Raw genomic sequence first — 18,047 nt, 5'->3', positions numbered from 1 at the left:
AATGGAGATTGAAATATTTAGAAAAAATTGGAGCAAATATTCTAACATTGTTTGCAAAAATGTGGCATAGCTCACAGCTTTCCTCGAAAAGGAAACTATAATAAAAAGCGGATTTTTAATGAAGGAGTCTTATTTTAGGGTATTGTTATTCACTCCAACAATATAACAAAAAATCCATTTTCTGGCTCAATATGAGTGGATGTCAGCTAGTAGATTAATGGAATATCAATAGACTTTGATGATGTTTATTAGAGCCTGTTACGAACACAGCGGTGGATTACCCCTCGACTTTCATCTTGCCCTTCGCAGTAAGTAAAGCGGTGAACCTCTTGCAGATAATCATTTTTCATATGATACATAAGGATAGATTATGGACGAAAAATTACGCCAAGCAGCATTGGATTTCCATCAATTTCCAATTCCGGGAAAAATTGAAGTTACCCCAACCAAATCGCTTGCAACTCAACAAGATTTAGCTTTAGCTTACTCGCCGGGTGTTGCAGAACCTTGTTTAGAAATCGAAAAAGATCCAGCCAATGCTTATAAATATACCTCTCGGGGTAATTTGGTGGCAGTAATTTCCAATGGTACTGCAGTATTAGGTTTAGGAAATATCGGGGCACTCGCTGGTAAACCGGTAATGGAAGGGAAAGGGGTATTGTTCAAAAAATTCGCTGGTATTGATGTATTCGATATTGAAATTAATGAAACCGATCCTGACAAATTAATCGATATTATTGCGTCATTAGAACCAACTTTTGGCGGGATTAACCTAGAAGATATTAAAGCACCAGAATGTTTCTATATTGAGAAAAAATTACGCGAACGTATGAAAATTCCTGTCTTCCATGATGACCAACATGGAACAGCAATTATTTGTGCGGCAGCAGTGTTAAACGGTTTACGCGTCGTTAATAAAGATATTAAAAAAGTGAAAGTGGTTGCCTCTGGCGCGGGAGCATCTGCAATTGCTTGTTTGAACCTAATGGTAGCGTTAGGAATTGAACGTAAAAATATTACGATTTGTGACTCTAAAGGTGTGGTATATAAAGGTCGCGGCGATCATATTGATGAAACCAAACAAGTGTATGCAATTGAAGATAATGGCGCACGTACTCTAGCAGACGCATTACCGGGAGCAGATATTTTCTTAGGCTGTTCAAAAGCGGGTGTGTTAACACCTGAAATGGTAAAAACAATGGCGGATACACCATTAATTTTGGCGTTAGCTAACCCAGTACCGGAAATTTTACCGCCAGTAGCGAAAGCAGCTCGTCCAGATGCCATTATTTGTACTGGTCGTTCAGACTTCCCAAATCAAGTTAATAATGTGCTTTGTTTCCCATTTATTTTCCGCGGTGCATTAGATGTTCATGCAACAACCATTAATGAAGAGATGAAGTTAGCGGCAGTAAGAGCGATCGCTGATTTGGCATTAGCTGAACAAAGTGATGTAGTTTCTTCTGCTTATGGTGAGAATGAAGTTTCTTTTGGTGCAGAATATATTATTCCAAAACCGTTTGACCCACGTTTAATTGTGAAAATTGCACCGGCAGTGGCGAAAGCGGCGATGGATACCGGAGTTGCACAAAAACCAATTACCGATTTTAACGCTTATATCGATCAACTTACTCAGTTTGTGTATAAAACTAATTTGTTTATGAAACCAGTGTTTGCACAAGCGAAATTAGATAAGAAACGTGTGATTTTAACAGATGGTGAAGAACCTCGTGTATTACACGCAGTACAAGAAATCAGTAGTTCAGGTATTGCTTATCCGATTTTGATTGGTCGTCCAAGCGTGATTGAACAACGTATCAAAAATCTAGGACTTAAAATTGAAGCCGGAAAAGATTTTGATATTGTTAATAATGAACAAGATAGCCGTTATGCTGAATGTTGGCAGGCTTATTATGAAATAATGAAACGCAAAGGCGTGACTCCATCATTAGCGAAACATCGTTTAATTACTGATAAAACTGCGATTGCATCGATTTTAGTACAACGTGGTGAAGCGGATGCCATTATTTGTGGTTTAGTCGGTTCTTATCGCGAACATCTCCAAACATTACGTGATGTAATTGGAGTGGCAGATGGAGTGCATACTTTAGCGACAGTAAATAGCCTTGTTTTACCAACAGGTAACGTCTTTATTTCTGATACCTTTGTGAATGAAAATCCAACTGCAGAAGAGTTAGCGGAAATTACCTTGATGGCAGCAGAAGAAGTGCAATCATTTGGTATTGAACCGCAAGTGGCATTGCTTTCTAACTCAAATTATGGTTCGTCTAATAGCGATAATGCAGTGAAAATGCGTAAAGTGCTTGAGTTGGTGAAAGAACGCCGCCCAGATTTAATTATTGATGGTGAAATGCATGGTGATATTGCACTTTCTGCTAACTTGCGTAAAAACATTATGCCAGACAGCCCAATTAAAGGCGCAGCAAACTTATTAATTATGCCAAGTATGGAATCAGCACGTATTAGTTATAATTTATTACGTGCGACCACCACTGCGATTACAGTTGGGCCAATGTTAATGGGCTTGAAGAAATCAGCACATATCTTAACACCGGTTTCTTCAGTACGCCGTATTATTAATATGGTGGCAGTAGCAGCGGTACAAGCACAAAAGAAATAAATGACTCCCCATAGAGGGCTTTTAAACTTTTCCCCATAGAGGGGTTCCCCAAAGAGGGCTTTAGAAAGGGTATCAGTAATGGTACCCTTTTTTGTTGATGATATTTAATTTTAGGAATCACGTTATGCCAAATTGGTGTAAAAATACATTAGAAATTACAACAAATACACTAGCAGAATTTCGGCAAGTTTTTGAGAAAGTAATGAAGTTTGCTACGGAGAAACAACAGTTCTGTCTTGATTTTAATTTATTACTGCCGATGCCAGAAGCGCTGATGTTAGAGGATAATACCAGTGGTGAAAATGGGTTTAAATTATTAAGTGTAGAACAAGAGTTATTAGTAACCGATACTTTGTGGGAAGAATTGAGGATATTTGCTAATGAGGATACAAAAACTCACCTTTTGGATATGGCAAGTAAATATCAATGGCGCGTAACTGACTTAATACATTATTTGGATCAATATCCGGAAGAACAGCAGCATTGTCATATTGATCTTGGATTGGCAAGAAAATATATGGCTAATGTTGCAAAGTATGGTGCTAAAACTTGGTATGATTGGCGATATCAGCATTGGGGCGTGAAGTGGAATGCAGAGCAGTTTTATCTCAGTGATATTGATGAAACTACCAAAAGTTTTACAGTAAGCTTTGAGACGGCGTGGAATCCGCCAACAAACTGGTTTTATACCCTAATAGATACTTTTCCTAATATTTATTGCAAACTTACTTATAGTGAATATGAGATTGGATTCACTGGTGTGATGAGCTCTAAACCAGAAGAAGAGGAGTATTATGAGTTTGATCCTTGGGGAGAGGAGTTAATTGCGGAAGATACGGTGCATTGAAAAAATAAGAGAGAGCAAGGTAAAGTGGTATGGAACAATATAGGGAAACGTGTACTGATCTGCACCTAAGAAGTTGGATCAATTATCCATCAGACAGAGGTGCAGGTTTTTTATGACTAAATATAGCAAAAACCAAAGGACTTCCTACGATGAAAAAAACACGTTATGCCAAAATGCCACCACCGAAAACAGAAAAAGGTTTACGTTTAAGAATCATTACATTGGAAACGGAGAATGCTTACCTAAAAAAGTGTGTAACTTTTCGGAGGCAGATCAAACTATCTTTACCTTTCTTGTTTAAACGAGTTCATTATCTTGAAGTTAAAACTCTTCCACAAAAACTAAGCTTGCGATCACATTTGATGGTGATGTCAATATTTAGCAATTGTTTGATTAGTTATCCTCTTGTTTTAATTGCATCTTTATCTTCTCTAAAGGAAGAAATAGTTTATTTTCAGCATTAGTAAAAGGAATAAAACCAAATTTGCGATAAAATGCTCTAGCATCTTTATCTTTCGCATCAACAATCAGTGCATAAGCTGCAATTTCAGAGCGAACAATTCGCTTTAACGCATTACCTAATAAGGCTTTCCCTAACCCTTGTCCTTTTACTTGCTTATCAATGGCTAAACGTCCAAGCAAAACTGCTGGTACACTTGGATAACGAGGTAATTTTTTCTTTAAATTATCGGGTAAATCAATTAGAGGTATACTTGTAGACGCTAATGTGTAATACCCTAAAATAGTCTTGTTTTCATCAATAATAGTGAAACAAGATGCAATATTCCTTTTTATATCTTGGGAAACTTGTTGTCGCAGATAATCATTTAATGGAACGGAACCACAATCAAAAGCACTACGTAAAAATGATTTATTAAATGTAACAACTTTTATCTTACGAGAAAGCATTACTCCTCCAATAGCTCCGAACTTAAGCGTAATGCCTCTTTCATTTTTTGATTTAACTCTGGTGGTGCAATTAATGCCTCTGCAAAATTTTGTTGATCGATAATAGAAAGATGAATTAATTCATTTTTCTCGACTGTTTCTTTTGCTGCTAATAGTGCCGCATTAATGACAAAATCACTTAAACTACGTCCCTCAAGAGTTGCTGCTCGCTTTAATAAACGCTGTACATCTTCACTAATTCTTGCCTCAAATCTTGCTGTTGCTACCATAATATGTTTCCTCTTATTTTTATGAATTGTACGGCGTTTGTACGGTTTTTTCAAGGTGATTTGTATAGTATTTTCTGGTAATTCTGTGATTCTAGTGAAGCTTATTTTTGCGAATAATAGTCTATATTATGTATCCACTTAAAATGGGAAAGGTAGTTAATATTAAATTTCCTATTTTTATATCATATATCTGTTATGTTACTTCTTAATTTTTGCTTCATTACGATAATTAATTAACGTATAAAACTGAAAATCATTGCTTAATTTCTCTGATGAGTTTTTCATTTCAGTAATGTATCGTTCAACAAATTTTTTGAAGTTACGGATAATTTTTTTTACATTGCCTTGGATATTAAGAAATGCTTACTTACCTCTGAGTTGAATATTGATATTCATAATATCATTATGTGAATCGACAAAAACCGCTTGAGTAAAGTCGATTCATTTATAACTTTCCTTATCCTTGTGAATGGTTTTAAAGCTTGAATTTACAATCTAAGTGCAACAAATAAAAAAAGTGTTCATAAGGAAATCCGCTATAATTTATTTTTCGAAAAAAGTAAGGACGAAAACTTATTTTTTGAAAAAATTAAGGACAGAAACTTATGAACACTTATTGCCATCTTACAATAGATGAGCGTGAAAAGATAATGATTTTTCACGCATTGGGACACACGATTAGCGCTATTGCCGTTGCACTTAAACGGCATAAATCCACGATTTCAAGAGAGTTAAAACGCTGTTCAAGGTGCTGCTATACTGCCCAGTTGGCTCAACAACGTTATCAGCAGAAACGCGCTAAGTGTAAGCCGAACAAGAAGCTAAAAAATACTGCACTGTTTGAGTTGGTAAGGCAGAAGTTCATCGTGGATAACTGGTCGCCTGAGCAGATTTCGCAACGGTTGAAGCAAGAGAACAGCCCATATCAAATTAGTTTTACCACGATTTATCGGGCGATAAATGACTGTCTGTTTGATAACGCTCGTAGAACAGCGAAACGGTATCTGCGCCATAAAGGCAAGCGGCGCCATCGTGCGAACAGTGTAGAAAAACGAGGTAAAATTATTATTAGCCACGAGTTAAACCAACGCCCACAGGAAGCCAATGAGCGAAGCCGTTTTGGCGATTGGGAAGCAGATACGGTATCAGGGCAGTTTGGCAAAGCCTGTTTGCTAACGTTGAATGATAGACGCAGTCGCTTTCTGATTGCGACGAAGTTAGCTTCAAAAAAAGCGGAAGACGTGGTTAATGCGCTGAAAACAGCATTGAAAAATCAACCACTCAAGAGCATTACGCCTGATAGAGGAAAAGAATTTGCCAAACATCAGCAGGTGACATCAGCGCTTGATGTTGAATTTTATTTTCCTCCGCCACATCAGCCTTGGCAGCGGGGAACGAATGAAAACTCTAATGGGTTGTTGCGACAGTATTTCCCGAAAGGCATGGATATGACGCTCGTTTCAGAGGTGAAGATACAGGCAGCGGTCGATAAACTTAATCACCGACCACGCAAATGTTTAAATTGGAAGACACCTTATGAGGTCTATTTTGATAAAGTGTTGCACTTGGTTTGACAATTCAAGAGCAAATTTTGTTGTTCTCTTTTTGTGATAGCTTACCACCTATTGAGGCCTGCGGAATTAGTCTACCACTATACTCTTTAAGGTTTTTAATTAGCGAGCAATGCAGTTTGGTCTATTATACTTAAAAGAAGTGTTACTATAAATGGAGGCGTGTACCGCCTCCTATATCGTGTTCATTTGAGTTTAAACTAGTTTAATTTTATCTTGAAATTATTTTAAAATACAATAACTTATACTTATTTCTTGTTTAAAATAATCCAAAATTATACAATGCTATCCAATCATTTTGGTATGTGATTTGGTAGGTGATTTTTGTGGCAAAAGTAATTAAACCGTTAACAGCAACAGCTGTAAAGGCAGCTACTCCTGAAAATAGTCCATTAAGAGATGGTGGAGGCTTGTATCTTGAAATAAGCTCGGCGTCTAAACGTTGGCGTTTTAATTATTATAAGCCTTATACAAAACGACGTACCGATATATCTCTTGGTATTTGGCCAGCAATGTCATTACAAGATGCTAGGTTATTACGAGATAAGTATAGAGCGTTATTAGATCAGAATATTGACCCACAAGATTATCTAAAAAATTTAGAGCAGGAACAAATAAGTGCTCATTTAAATACTTTTGAAAAAATCGCAGAAACATGGAATGTAAACTTTAAAGCTAAAAAAGTCATGTCAAAGACGATGTTTGATGATTGGCGACGTTTGCAAAAATATATTTTACCTAAAATAGGTAATGTACCGATTAGTAATGTTAATGCCAAATTACTTGTGGATGTATTGCAACCAGTAGCAAAAGCTGGATTAACATCAGTCATTGAAAAAGTATTGCGAACTGTAGTTAGTATTATGGATTTTGCAGAAAATATGGGAATTATTGAGATGCATAATTGCCATAAAGCTAAAAAATCATTTCATATCAAAACAGCAAAGAATAATCCAACAATTGAACCGCATGAATTGCAATCATTTATTACTGATATTAAAAACTCTCCAATTCAAGCGAGAACTTTGTATTTGATATATTGGCAGTTATTAACCGCTGTTAGACCAGCGGAGGCGGTATCAGTTGAATGGACTGAGATTGATTTTGATAATAAAGTCTGGCATATACCCGCAGAAAAAATGAAGGGAAGATTAGGATATAAAAGACCTCATAGTGTGCCATTATCCCGTCAAGCTTTATCAGTGCTTGAACAGATGTTATCTTTTAAGAATAGCTCAAAGTATGTATTTTATAGCAGAAGCGATGGTAATAAACCGATGAATAGTGAAACGGTTAATGTTGCTTTAAAGCGAAATGGCTATAAAGATAAATTAACCGCTCACGGGATGAGGGCATTAGTACGTACATATCTTGCTCAACAAGGTGTTGATACTAATGTAGCTGAAACCGTTCTTGCTCACGATATAAGAAATAAACTTGAAAAAGTTTATAATCGGCATGATTATTTGGAAGAACGTGTTGCTGTAATGCAAATGTGGGGTGATTATGTGGAAATGTGTGGGTTTGAAATTTAACGTTTTGCCGCTAATGTCTGCATAAATGATTCAATTTCCTCTTCTATATAAAGTTTTGAACCATTAATCGTGATTGGCTTTGGAAAACGCGGTATATATCTTGGTGATTTTGGATTAGTCCAATCAAAAAGAGTTGTTCGTCCAATGCCTAGTTTTGTATAAACATCCTTCGTTCTTATGTATTTCATACTTAATCCTCCTAGCCATCATGCCATTCTAAAATCCGCATCGTATCTCCACGTTCACGCATCGTATTATCAAAAGTGAAGCCGTGTTTTAAAGAGTAGTAATTCTCGAATGTGTGTAATTTCCCGTTTTGAAGCATAATTCTTACTTTATATAGTCCACTTAGCTTTGGATAATCCTGTTTTGCAGTACTGTGCCATTTTAATTCTTTAGCGTGTCGCGTCATTTATCTAATTTTCCTTTCCTATGATAAAAAAAGCCTAGTAAATACATACTAGGCTTAGGTGTAAGTATTAATGTTAAATCTCAATCTGCCCGATATTTACAAGAATATCTGTGTCTGAAAGAGCTTCTTTTACCTTGTCGGAAAATTCTTGTGCAATAGCTTCTTGTATCTGTTCTCCCTTAATTAAGCGAGCCACCAAAACAGGATAATCTCCACCAGTTAGTATTGATAATCGTAGCGTAAATGCTTGGCAACTTAATCCTTTGTATGTTTCAGTATTAAAGACAAAGTATTTAGGCATCTGCAATTTGCTTTTAGCTTCTACGCTTTCCATTGCTGATTTTTTCGCAGCAAAATCTCCGACCTCATGCTCTTCATTACGAGCATAATCAAGAGTAATTTTACGTATTGCTTGTACTGCATTTGTTAGAGACATTTTCTCCTCATCATCAGTATATGGCGTAATAAAATCACCCCAATCTTCTAACCATTCGGAGAATGCACGTTGGTCGTGTCGTCTGCCTTGAAAATCTAATAATGCACTATAAGCAGCTGTTTTCTGCATATTGAGTAATGCACGGTGTGTTGCATGAAGAGGTTGTTCTAAAGTGCCAACATCAAAAATAATCTCTGCACTAAGATTTTGTTCATCAATAAAGCATTTAGCATTATCTTGATTATGCAGTTTTGCATATGCAACTAAGCTATCAAAGTTAAATGTGCTAAATTTTGCACGAAACTGGTTACGGAATTGATTATGTTTTTCAAGTGATACGATATTGACATCTTTAGGTAAAATAGCAATTGGGTAATCACTGTTACCGATATGCACACTTGATAACACCAAATCTTTAATTTGTTCTAAGTTTGTTTGTTCCATAGTTACTCCTTGATTACATTACTTTTAACTTTTTATCAAATGCTGGGTCGTCACTTTCTTTGAACATTGGCATTTGTTCTTTGTCTGGCGTTGCACAAATTGCACCGCCTTTGTGGACATACATTGGTGTTGCGGTGGTGTCTTCTTCTGATGATTTACCTCGTTTTGTTGGTTTTGTGTAACTTAATTTATGTTGAATTTGTACTGCAGGTTGATCGCTATCCATTTTTTTGATGGCGAATTCAACAACGACTTTTCCTGCCTTGTCATGTGTAATTGCACCCATTGCAACTTCTGAAAGAGCAGTTGCTAACTTGTTTTCAAAAATGCCCGCATCAAGTTCTGAAATGAACTCGTGAATATCAGTTTTTGCCATAGTGTTTTCTCCTATTTTTGATAATAAAAAAAAGCCACTATCACTAGTGGCTTTGGTTGGTAAATTTTTTTAATCTCCGATCTAAAAGTACTAGATATCTCTTCATTAAAACTAATTGCTCATTTAGATCAAACCATTCAGCACCATCAATAAACTCAGGTTTATCTTTTGCCAAGAATTCTGTTAATTTATCAACACGCTCTTTTAACTCATCACTTTCTCTCTCTAAACGGTATTTATAATCACCACCTATTTTGCGTTTTAGCTCAAATCCAAATAATACCCATAATTTATCAAAAGCATTCTCATAAGCATAAGATTCGCCTATACTTTGGTTAAACTGTGCTTCATCAGCACAGGCACTTTCACCTAACACAACAAATCCTGATTTAACTGTAATATAGCAATGTGTAATCGTGCCAATGCCTCTTTTAAATTCAACGTTACTGATTTGTGATTCAATATATTCTTTAGTGATTTTTTTCATATTTAATCCTTATTTTATGCAATAAAAAAGCCACCTATGCGGTGGCGGTTTGTCTAAAGTTGTCTAAATTTCGAAGTTAGATGAGTTAAAAAGGCATATCATCGTCAAAATCAGCAGGAGGTTGTCCAGAAGATTGATTTTGAGCCGGTATTGATTGTGGTTGCTGTTTTGTTCGTTCATCTCGATCTTTGGTATGAGCAACAAGCCAATCAATACGTTCAGCAGGTTTATTCTCAATATGTTCAGATAGGGTTTTGCGTGTTTTAATGATAAACGGGCAGAGAATTTGGAAATTGTAAGTGTCCGAACCATCTTGTTTTAAGCGAAGCACTTTTTGTAGCATTAATCCTATATATTTATTTGTTAATTCAGGTGCAATATATTTACCCGCAATTAACTGTTTGGATAAGGCTTGAACCCCTGTACACCCCATAATTGCTTGTATCATATTATGTCCGCCTTGTAAGGGCTGCCCATCTTTACCTTGATAGTAAATAGAAAGATAGTTGCCTTTTAATCCTTCTTGGGTTTCTACACTTAATTCTAGTGATAATGCACCGCTTTGTGCTTGGGTATATTCAGCACTGATAATCTTACAGAGATAAGCACCTGTTTCACTGATAAATTGTGAATTGCCTGCTTTAAGTGCTTGTTCTTGGTTATAGGTAAAAATAGGTTGGGTCATTGATGATTCTCCTGTTTAGTGGTGTCTTCTGTGGTTTGAGGTTCAGGGATAATTCCCCAATAATCACAAATTTGGCTATCAACGTAGGCGAGATCGTTATCAATCTGTTGTTCCTCAAATAAGCCGATCGGGCTTTTTGTTGTATCGCTGCCGTTGTTTTGCGTTAGAAATGTGTATTTACTATCTGATACATTCGTTCGTAAGCAGACAGTAACAATCCCCTCTAAAGTGATTTTTTCGTCAAGCATTTTGCCAATCGTTTTAATTTTTGTACGACCTAAGTCGTCATTTTGTGTATGAGAGAGAATATAAACTCGTTTGTTATGTTCTAGCTTTCCAGCTAAATCAAAAATCTGCCAAGCGTGTAATCCAATTTCAGTGAATTTATCGTAGCCTTTGTCTTTGGCACGACGCATAAATTCATTGGCCATTAAATATTGGAAATCGTCAATGACAATAATGTTTCGTTTTGTTTGCTTTAGTAGTTGGCAGATTTTATCTGCATTGTCACAAACAAAAACATTGCCTGTTGGGCAGTTCTCTTTATCAAAATATTTCCAATCTTTCGTTCTGAAAGGGAGTGGCTTTGAGATAACTTGAATAAGCAACGTTTCATTCGGATTTAAATTGCGTAAGCTAGTGCTTTTTCCTGTACCACTTTCTCCTAAAATAAGCGTAGCAATACTCATCACAACCCCCTTAACTGTCTTGAACCTGTTAATACTACACCTTGAATTTCAGCCCCATTCTTTAAGGCGTTTAGCAGTGCAACACGATCGAGTTTTGGATCTTGGGGAATATAAAACTCATCAGGAATAACGGCATTTTCTGCAATATCTACCTTATTCATAATTGGATCGGTCATCTTTAATTTGAATAATGGGTTTTTAATTTCATTAGTACCTGAATTAAGCATTGATGCATAGATAAGGTTGCGCAAGCGTTGCTGTTTACGTTCATACATTTTCTGAATTTTCTCTAACCGCTGTTTTTCTGCTTTTGCGGTTTCGGCTAAGATTTCTGTTTCTTTATGTAATTTCCATACTTCAGCTACTTTATCTTCAAATTCCATTTCCAAGCAGTTAAAGGCATCAATAACGGCTTGTTCGTTAGTAAATTCTTCATCATCAAGTAATTCATTGATATTTTTTAGTCGTTCAGAGAGTTGATATAAGCTCATAGCGTTACCTCAAATTGATTTAATGTTCTGTGGTCTGCATTTTCTGCTGTTTGAATGTGGTAAAATTGAGATACATTTAAGATATGCTGCAATTTGTCTTTATACACTTGGCTAACTTTAAGCAACTGTATTGCATTAGTAATGTCGTGATAGCTTTCACAAGTAAGCAGTTCATTAAAAAAGACTGTCCATTCGCTGTCAGTTTTATATTGCTGACAAGCTAAAAAGAGTCGGTTTTGTAGTGCTTTAAACGCTTGCTTTTTTATTAAAACGGCTTGTTGATTTAATTTCTCGAAAATATCCATCATCTCACTCCTTTCGCTAACCGCTCCCTAATTTCTGCTTCGTGGGCAGAGGTGAGTGGCGTCTGAAATTCGCCGTGTTCTGATTTCCATTCCTGATTGGCTTGTTCTTCCCAATCTAATTGTTCCTCACTTAATTCAGTTTCAATGTTGAGTGTGTGGTCGTAATAGTCGGCATCTTTATCGTATTGTGCTGTGTAAGCTGGTTGGCAACTTACTCCTAAGATAAATGCAATGATGACTGCAAAAACAAGGTAGAGTGGTTCGTGTGTGAATTTCATTTTTTGCTCCTTATTTGAACAATTTACTGAATTTAGGGTGCAAGAAACCGCCTCACTAAAAAGTAAGGTAAGGCGGTTTATTTGGATTAAGTTAGAAGTTAGCTAATCGTTTTGGTTGTGGCTGTTCATCAAGTAGGCTTAACATACCTTTAATGAACATAATGCGTTCGCTTTTCGCTTGGACGTATCTTCTTGCTTTCTCTAAGGCGTTTTCGGTTGGCATATTGAGGTTATAGAGATAATGCCCACCGATGAATTTATCTATATCTCTGCCAAGATGTGGATATTCTTTGCGGATTTTTACGCCCATTTCATACGCGCCGTTAAGGGAATGATAGAGATTAGCAATTATGCGGATTGCTTCTTCGTCCGCTTCGGCTTCGAGTAACGGTAGATTTTGTTGCTTAACGCTGTATTGCCCAGTTTTTCTAATCTGTGGTAATACTTCTTCAAATACCCACGCTTCAAAAGGTTCTGCTTCTGGTTTGCGTGATTTGATGATTAAGCGGTATAAATTAGGTTCGTTGATATAAACCATTTCTTGATTACCGCCTTTAGTAGGGGAGTAGCGTTTCGCTACCCCCTTTTCTTTGCAATGTTTTTTCAACGCATCTGTATCATTGACATAGCCTAGAATAGTGCAAATATCTTTAGCACAAAACCAAAATTCATTTGTGCTATCAATGATGATGCGAACTGGGAGATTTTTAAAATCGAAAGATTTGAATTGAATTTGATTTGACATATTGTAATCCTTGAGTATTTGTTTATTAAAACAAGCCATTTTCGACAATGGCGTCGGGAGGTTCGAAAACCCACTCAAGGTAGGGCTGGACGTATTTCGCAAAGCGTGTTGTATTAGTCGCCCTCCCGACATAGTCAGGATTACGGATATAAAAAAATCGCCTTGTGGCGATTAGTGAACTATCCGCCTTGAGTATTAGGTTTCGACACCTTGTGGAGGATAGTAGTATAAAAGTTTAGGGTTGTCAAATTAGAATTTAAAGTCAATACCAGCTTGTTTGAAAATTTTATTAGCCAAAATACGAGAATTGATGGTGTAAGCGACAGGGAAATAACTGTTATTTAGCGGACTAAACCAAATTTCATGACTACCTTTACCTTGTCTATAAAAATAACAACCTTTTAGATGAATAATGCGATGGAAGAAAGCACTAAAAGCATAATGAGCGTTAATGCATATTTGTCTTGTATGGCTTTTGTGATAAGTTGTTTTAATAAACCTTTCATTGGAGTTTCCTATGTGTAAAAAATATTTGAGCGTTTTATCTCATTTATTTAATTGGTTACTTTCTATCGTAATAATCACGATCCAATTTTTATTAGCTTCTAACGAAGAAACATTTACTTTTAGCAATATCACGTTGACAGCGGAGCAATTAGCATTTATTGCTAAGATGTGCTTTTCAATACTGGTTGCCAGAATGATTTTTTATTTCTTACCACAAATAAAACAATGGCTAGGGAAATAGAATTACTAAATTCAGGTTGCAAGAAACCGCTACACGGTTCACGGGAAGTGCGGTCGGTTTTGGTTAGTGTTATCTGTCGCAAAACTTGAGAAACTCAACCATTTAAAATGAGAAGTTTTAAATTAGATATCTTTCCCATTTTAAGCGGTTTTGTTGTGCTTTCCTCTCGTGATGGCTTTCGCTTTTATTTGTGCAACTAAATCAATATAACCTTTTAATTCATCAGGTGTTTTTCGGTGCTTTAGTCTATTTAAAAGCAATACTTCCAGCCTTGTTTTTATTGCGAGATTTTCGATTCTGTCATCTGTGGGATCACCGTTTTTATGCCAAACCACACAACCTTTTGGTATGTTGCTATTATGTTGTTTACACCAAACATATTCTGCACGGCTTACCCATCTATCAGGTTCACTAACTTTAATGAGATAAATATTATCTTTAGAACAATATCTAATTGATCCGGCAGGCAATGTAGTGGCGGGTTTATTGCCTTTTTTAAAAGAGGTTTTATTAGGCTTAGAAACCCCTTTTGTACCTTTATTAAAGGGGATATTTCCTTTCTTGAAACGCCATGTTTCTTTAGGTCTTAGCCATTTTTCACGCTTACACTTTCCAGCAATATTTCCTACAGTCAAACTGCGGTTAAATTTTTCGTTAAATTTCGCAGTAAGTTCTTTTCTTGGTAAATGGCAATAGAGCCTCAAAAATGAGGCTTCTTCTTCATTATAAGTAATCGATTTCCCTTTCATTACCAATCTATCGCCCTTTCTAATGCTTGACGCTGTTCTTTAGCTGACACTCTCGCGTATAATGCTGTCATATCTACACTTGAGTGACCTAGTAAATCAGATAACAACGTAACATCTTTCGTTTTTTTCAAAAATTGTATGGCAAAGAAATGGCGGAAATTATGAGGATGAATCAGCTCCTCTGGCACGCCACTTTTCTTCGCATAATATTTTAAGCCAGCAGTAACCGCTCTGCTTGTGATACGTTCACCCATTCGATTTTTAAATAAAAAATCTTTTTCGTGTTTAAAAAAGGTTTTAGACTCTTCAATAATGGCACTAGGAATGTGAATTCGTCTAATTTTTCCTTTTGTATATAATTCAATATATCCTTGTTCTAAATGCTCTTTTTGAACTGAAGTAGCTCACTTATCCTTGCCCCAGTATAAGCAAGGAATTTAGTGATGAAGTAATACCGCTGGCTATGCTGTTTTACACAGTGCAAAAACTTAGTGTAATCATCATAAGATAACATCTTATCGTCAAACGAACGTCTTGGGAGTTTGACGTTTTTTAGTTTTAAGTCAGCTTTCCCTTTGAAAGCTAAATAGTGATTTATCCCTGAAATTCGGACATTAACAGTTTCAGGTTTAAAGTTCTCCATCAGGTATTTTTTAAAATTCAGCAAATCATATTTATCAATCTTTTTAAATAGTGAGAAATAGATAGCAAGGGCATAGGTATATATTTTAATAGTATTTTCAGATGACTCATTTTTATAGAGGTAGTCTGAAAATAGCTCAATCTCTTTTTGATGTTGTGGTGTTAATTTTTCATGATAGGATTTCATTTTAATGCCCCATATCTGTATATTTAAACGCTTTCACATCATTGCAAATATTATCGCAAAATTGATTAAATTCACTCTTAGAATTCATACTGAATGGAATATTGCTTGCTATAGATAAATCAACAAACATCTTACTTAACGTCAATTCACTTTTTATCCTTTCTCTAAAGGCATTTTTAGAAAGTGCTTCCATATCAGAAAATTCAATTTCTTCAACTTCCTCTTTGGGAGGAGAAACAGTTTCCCATTTTTCGGGATTAATAAGCCATTCATCGCTGGCAATCAGCGGCGTATCCTGCTTGAAATCAATAAGTTCACGAATGACATTTTGTGATGTTTTTTGCTTATCAATCACTAAAAACAATACGCTAATTGAAGTGTCTTCAAAGGCGTTTTGAATTAAATTGAGTTCTACTAATTGACAGCCTAATTTTTCTCTAAAAAGAGCTTCGGTGCTACGATATGCCATACCACTGGATAAAATAAAAAATCCCCAACGCTTAGATTGATTTAGCCCTTTTATAACAAAAATATCATCAACATTGCCTTTATTCTTCCAAGGAAACTCTTCTTGAATTGCTTTTTTCTCATTTTCAGTTAACCCTTTAAAGGTTAAAGAAAACGGTGGGTTCATCACCACACAATCACAAAGTGATTCTTGTGCTGTGGGATAATTAAAAAAGCTCATATTATGTATTTGAGCTTTTGGATAGTTTGTTTTTAATGCCTCACAAGATTCAGACTGTATTTCTACGGCAACAAATCGAGAGGGATTAATAAATTGCTCTAATTGACCGCTACCAGCCGCACCATCAAACACAGAGGGAGAGCAACCCACATACTTTTTTATTTTATCCGCAAGATATTGACGTAGTGGCTTTCCTGTAATAAATTCAGCTAACTTTTTGGCTTTAGCTCGATTATTATGTTCGACAAACGCCATTTGGCACACCTCCTTTTTTAGGTTCTTGGTCAAGTTCTCTTTTGTTTTCTAGCATCGAAGGTAATGGTTCAGTTACACCATAGTCCACTTTAAATTTTTGGGCGTCTAAAGCAAGCTTTGCATTGTTTACAATATTGTTAGCAATACTACTGATGGCTTTAGAACGCTCAATTTCTTCTTTTAAGGCATCTCCCGTTAAACCTTCATCATTTAAGCGTTCTAATTGCAGAAACAAATGCGTGTTTAAATCAATACATTTTGCTTTCATTCTAATACCTGCTATCTTGTCTAAAATAAGTCAGCTCATAATCAAGAGCGGCTTTATCACATTCACGAGGATCGAAGTTATCATCTTCGTAATACTCTTGATCTTGTTTGTTGATTGCTAGAGATTCGTAGTAATCTACGTCACTATCGTATTTCCAAGCGTTCATGATTAAATCTCCAGTCTTGATCTAGCTACCTCAATAAGTAACTGATACTCTCTTTTGGTTTTTTCGTCGTGAACTTCAGTAGATTTTTTCAAGAAATCCTCGACAGAGCCGCTAAAACAACCTCTTGTTGCAAGTAATGAACCATCTTTGGCTTTGTAAACTGTGAGCGTTCCATTTTCTGTACCGACGTTTGAAAACCAAACAAGATCAGATTTCTTTCTCACCAAAGCATTACCGCTCACCATAGCGTCACCGTACACCCAAGCGTCACCGCTCACCCTAGCATTACCGTACACCAAAGCATTACCGCTCACACTAGCATTACCGCTCACCCTAGCGTCACCGTACACCCTAGCATTACCGCTCACACTAGCGTCACCGCTCACCCTAGCGTCACCGCTCACCATAGCGTCACCGTACACCCAAGCATTACCGCTATGAGATAAGTTAGATTCTTTTTCTATATATCCACCTAAATCTCCAACTTTTACGTCTCCTGCGGGAATATCTACAAGAGCTTTAATTTTGTATAACTTTACTCTTTTATCGTTTACTTCAACCTCGATGAAATCATCGGTTAATTCATATTTCATTTTTTCATTTCTCCTCTTCTTTTCTTTTTAAAACAGACCTTAATCTGCTTTAAAAAAAAGCCCTCAATAAAGAGGGCGAAACCAAACGGAGTTTATATGTAAGTGCCTTTCTTTATACTTGTAAGGCTCAAGTCCCTTATTGTCTCTCACAACGCTAAGGAATATAATCAAAACTCTCTCACAACAAATAAGGATTAAATTATGAAAAAATCTACTGCTGATTTCTTGGCATACGAGATGGCTAGAGGAAGATTTAGCCAATCCAATTACAGTCTGAATGAAATGACTGCAAAAGAACTAGCTGATTTTATTCAAACACTATCATCAGAATTTCAGAAAAACCTTGATGACCTTGAGCCTGATGTATTAGAGCGGTTTAAGCATTTATCAAAATAAAGGCTTCTTTAAGTTCTTTAGCAAACTCAATGATGTTTTTTCTATCACAGTGTGCGTGATGTAGAACAGCTTCCCAGATTCGTTTTTTAACCTCTTCAGGGAGGGCTTTATTCTCAATAACTAACTTCAACTTTTTAGGATTTCCTAACTGTTCGTTTAAGATGATTTGTTTAATCATTTTGTAGTTTTCATTTTGATAGGTCATAATATTTTCCTTTTAATTTGATATAGAAAC

Annotated in this window: 26 protein-coding genes; 6 read left to right on the top strand and 20 right to left on the bottom strand. The window is 36.1% G+C overall.

The features are described from left to right. Positions 1-370 precede the first annotated feature (370 nt). Positions 371-2,641: an NADP-dependent malic enzyme gene (locus NYR30_RS08415; protein ID WP_066113511.1), complete on the top strand. Its 2,271-nt coding sequence runs from the start codon at positions 371-373 to the stop codon at positions 2,639-2,641. Between the two features lie 124 nt (positions 2,642-2,765). Beyond that, positions 2,766-3,488 (top strand): DUF1281 family ferredoxin-like fold protein, encoded by a 723-nt coding sequence (locus NYR30_RS08410; RefSeq protein ID WP_066421915.1) that lies wholly within the window; start codon positions 2,766-2,768, stop codon positions 3,486-3,488. A gap of 393 nt (positions 3,489-3,881) precedes the next feature. Here NYR30_RS08410 and NYR30_RS08405 read toward each other — a convergent pair whose 3' ends face one another. Continuing rightward, the gene (locus NYR30_RS08405) at positions 3,882-4,397 is read right to left on the bottom strand and encodes a GNAT family N-acetyltransferase (RefSeq protein WP_066110147.1); all 516 of its coding nucleotides are present in this window, start codon (positions 4,395-4,397) and stop codon (positions 3,882-3,884) included. Next, entirely contained in the window at positions 4,397-4,666 is a 270-nt protein-coding gene (locus NYR30_RS08400) for a type II toxin-antitoxin system TacA family antitoxin (protein ID WP_066113515.1), read from the bottom strand. Before NYR30_RS08400 ends, NYR30_RS08405 begins: the two co-directional genes overlap by 1 nt. 605 nt (positions 4,667-5,271) lie before the next feature. On the opposite strand from NYR30_RS08400, the gene NYR30_RS08395 reads away from it, so the two are divergent. Continuing rightward, positions 5,272-6,240, top strand: a complete 969-nt coding sequence (locus NYR30_RS08395) for an IS30 family transposase (protein WP_302500513.1) — start codon at positions 5,272-5,274, stop codon at positions 6,238-6,240. Between the two features lie 323 nt (positions 6,241-6,563). Then, positions 6,564-7,772: a tyrosine-type recombinase/integrase gene (locus NYR30_RS08390; protein WP_302500511.1), complete on the top strand. Its 1,209-nt coding sequence runs from the start codon at positions 6,564-6,566 to the stop codon at positions 7,770-7,772. Here NYR30_RS08390 and NYR30_RS08385 read toward each other — a convergent pair. From NYR30_RS08385 to NYR30_RS08335, 11 genes are all read right to left on the bottom strand, one after another. After that, on the bottom strand, positions 7,769-7,960 hold the full coding sequence (locus NYR30_RS08385) for a helix-turn-helix transcriptional regulator (protein ID WP_065234565.1): 192 nt from the start codon (positions 7,958-7,960) through the stop codon (positions 7,769-7,771). The two genes, NYR30_RS08390 and NYR30_RS08385, sit on opposite strands and share 4 nt — an antisense overlap. Positions 7,961-7,971: 11 nt before the next feature. Beyond that, the gene (locus NYR30_RS08380; protein ID WP_302500507.1) at positions 7,972-8,184 is read right to left on the bottom strand and encodes a hypothetical protein; all 213 of its coding nucleotides are present in this window, start codon (positions 8,182-8,184) and stop codon (positions 7,972-7,974) included. A gap of 73 nt (positions 8,185-8,257) precedes the next feature. Beyond that, positions 8,258-9,064: a DUF2303 family protein gene (locus NYR30_RS08375; protein ID WP_302500505.1), complete on the bottom strand. Its 807-nt coding sequence runs from the start codon at positions 9,062-9,064 to the stop codon at positions 8,258-8,260. Between the two features lie 13 nt (positions 9,065-9,077). Beyond that, on the bottom strand, positions 9,078-9,440 hold the full coding sequence (locus NYR30_RS08370; protein ID WP_302500504.1) for a YfdP family phage-associated protein: 363 nt from the start codon (positions 9,438-9,440) through the stop codon (positions 9,078-9,080). Between the two features lie 43 nt (positions 9,441-9,483). Continuing rightward, a complete protein-coding gene (locus NYR30_RS08365) occupies positions 9,484-9,927 on the bottom strand; it encodes a Gp49 family protein (protein WP_302500502.1) in 444 nt (147 codons plus the stop codon). An 85-nt stretch (positions 9,928-10,012) separates the two neighbouring features. Further along, positions 10,013-10,612 (bottom strand): hypothetical protein, encoded by a 600-nt coding sequence (locus NYR30_RS08360; protein ID WP_302500500.1) that lies wholly within the window; start codon positions 10,610-10,612, stop codon positions 10,013-10,015. Further along, complete coding sequence (locus NYR30_RS08355) at positions 10,609-11,301, bottom strand: ATP-binding protein (protein ID WP_302500498.1); 693 nt, start codon at positions 11,299-11,301, stop codon at positions 10,609-10,611. The genes NYR30_RS08360 and NYR30_RS08355 overlap by 4 nt, the downstream gene beginning before the upstream one ends. Next, positions 11,301-11,792, bottom strand: a complete 492-nt coding sequence (locus NYR30_RS08350) for a siphovirus Gp157 family protein (RefSeq protein ID WP_065235133.1) — start codon at positions 11,790-11,792, stop codon at positions 11,301-11,303. Before NYR30_RS08350 ends, NYR30_RS08355 begins: the two co-directional genes overlap by 1 nt. Further along, positions 11,789-12,100 carry a hypothetical protein gene (locus NYR30_RS08345; protein ID WP_302500496.1) on the bottom strand — a complete coding sequence of 104 codons (312 nt, stop codon included), beginning with the start codon at positions 12,098-12,100 and terminating at the stop codon, positions 11,789-11,791. The genes NYR30_RS08350 and NYR30_RS08345 overlap by 4 nt, the downstream gene beginning before the upstream one ends. Next, the gene (locus NYR30_RS08340; protein ID WP_302500494.1) at positions 12,097-12,375 is read right to left on the bottom strand and encodes a hypothetical protein; all 279 of its coding nucleotides are present in this window, start codon (positions 12,373-12,375) and stop codon (positions 12,097-12,099) included. The genes NYR30_RS08345 and NYR30_RS08340 overlap by 4 nt, the downstream gene beginning before the upstream one ends. 91 nt (positions 12,376-12,466) lie before the next feature. Beyond that, entirely contained in the window at positions 12,467-13,120 is a 654-nt protein-coding gene (locus NYR30_RS08335) for a BRO-N domain-containing protein (RefSeq protein WP_302500492.1), read from the bottom strand. A 517-nt stretch (positions 13,121-13,637) separates the two neighbouring features. Between NYR30_RS08335 and NYR30_RS08330 the strand changes: the two genes are divergently transcribed. Then, the gene (locus NYR30_RS08330) at positions 13,638-13,868 is read left to right on the top strand and encodes a hypothetical protein (protein WP_302500490.1); all 231 of its coding nucleotides are present in this window, start codon (positions 13,638-13,640) and stop codon (positions 13,866-13,868) included. Between the two features lie 140 nt (positions 13,869-14,008). Here the strand turns inward: NYR30_RS08330 and NYR30_RS08325 are convergent, their stop codons facing one another. From NYR30_RS08325 to NYR30_RS08300, 6 genes are all read right to left on the bottom strand, one after another. Further along, positions 14,009-14,617 (bottom strand): HNH endonuclease signature motif containing protein, encoded by a 609-nt coding sequence (locus tag NYR30_RS08325; protein ID WP_302500488.1) that lies wholly within the window; start codon positions 14,615-14,617, stop codon positions 14,009-14,011. Next, positions 14,617-14,982, bottom strand: coding sequence for a tyrosine-type recombinase/integrase (locus NYR30_RS08320; protein WP_302502468.1), 366 nt, complete (start codon positions 14,980-14,982; stop codon positions 14,617-14,619). Before NYR30_RS08320 ends, NYR30_RS08325 begins: the two co-directional genes overlap by 1 nt. 11 nt (positions 14,983-14,993) lie before the next feature. Then, the gene (locus tag NYR30_RS08315; RefSeq protein WP_302500486.1) at positions 14,994-15,446 is read right to left on the bottom strand and encodes a site-specific integrase; all 453 of its coding nucleotides are present in this window, start codon (positions 15,444-15,446) and stop codon (positions 14,994-14,996) included. 1 nt (position 15,447) lies between these two features. Further along, entirely contained in the window at positions 15,448-16,389 is a 942-nt protein-coding gene (locus tag NYR30_RS08310; RefSeq protein ID WP_302500484.1) for an N-6 DNA methylase, read from the bottom strand. Continuing rightward, entirely contained in the window at positions 16,370-16,657 is a 288-nt protein-coding gene (locus tag NYR30_RS08305; protein ID WP_302500320.1) for a hypothetical protein, read from the bottom strand. The genes NYR30_RS08310 and NYR30_RS08305 overlap by 20 nt, the downstream gene beginning before the upstream one ends. 168 nt (positions 16,658-16,825) lie before the next feature. After that, the gene (locus NYR30_RS08300; RefSeq protein WP_302500482.1) at positions 16,826-17,416 is read right to left on the bottom strand and encodes a polymer-forming cytoskeletal protein; all 591 of its coding nucleotides are present in this window, start codon (positions 17,414-17,416) and stop codon (positions 16,826-16,828) included. 201 nt (positions 17,417-17,617) lie between these two features. Between NYR30_RS08300 and NYR30_RS08295 the strand changes: the two genes are divergently transcribed. Then, positions 17,618-17,812 carry a hypothetical protein gene (locus tag NYR30_RS08295; RefSeq protein WP_039169449.1) on the top strand — a complete coding sequence of 65 codons (195 nt, stop codon included), beginning with the start codon at positions 17,618-17,620 and terminating at the stop codon, positions 17,810-17,812. On the opposite strand, the gene NYR30_RS08290 is transcribed toward NYR30_RS08295, so the two are convergent. Then, on the bottom strand, positions 17,793-18,017 hold the full coding sequence (locus NYR30_RS08290; RefSeq protein ID WP_302500477.1) for a hypothetical protein: 225 nt from the start codon (positions 18,015-18,017) through the stop codon (positions 17,793-17,795). The genes NYR30_RS08295 and NYR30_RS08290 overlap by 20 nt on opposite strands. Between the last annotated feature and the right edge of the window lie 30 nt (positions 18,018-18,047).

The sequence above is a fragment of the Gallibacterium salpingitidis genome (assembly GCF_030517105.1).
In the GTDB taxonomy this organism is placed as follows: Bacteria; Pseudomonadota; Gammaproteobacteria; order Enterobacterales; family Pasteurellaceae; genus Gallibacterium; species Gallibacterium salpingitidis.
Note: the sequence above shows the minus strand (reverse complement) of the source record. Positions and strands in the feature narration are given on the sequence as shown.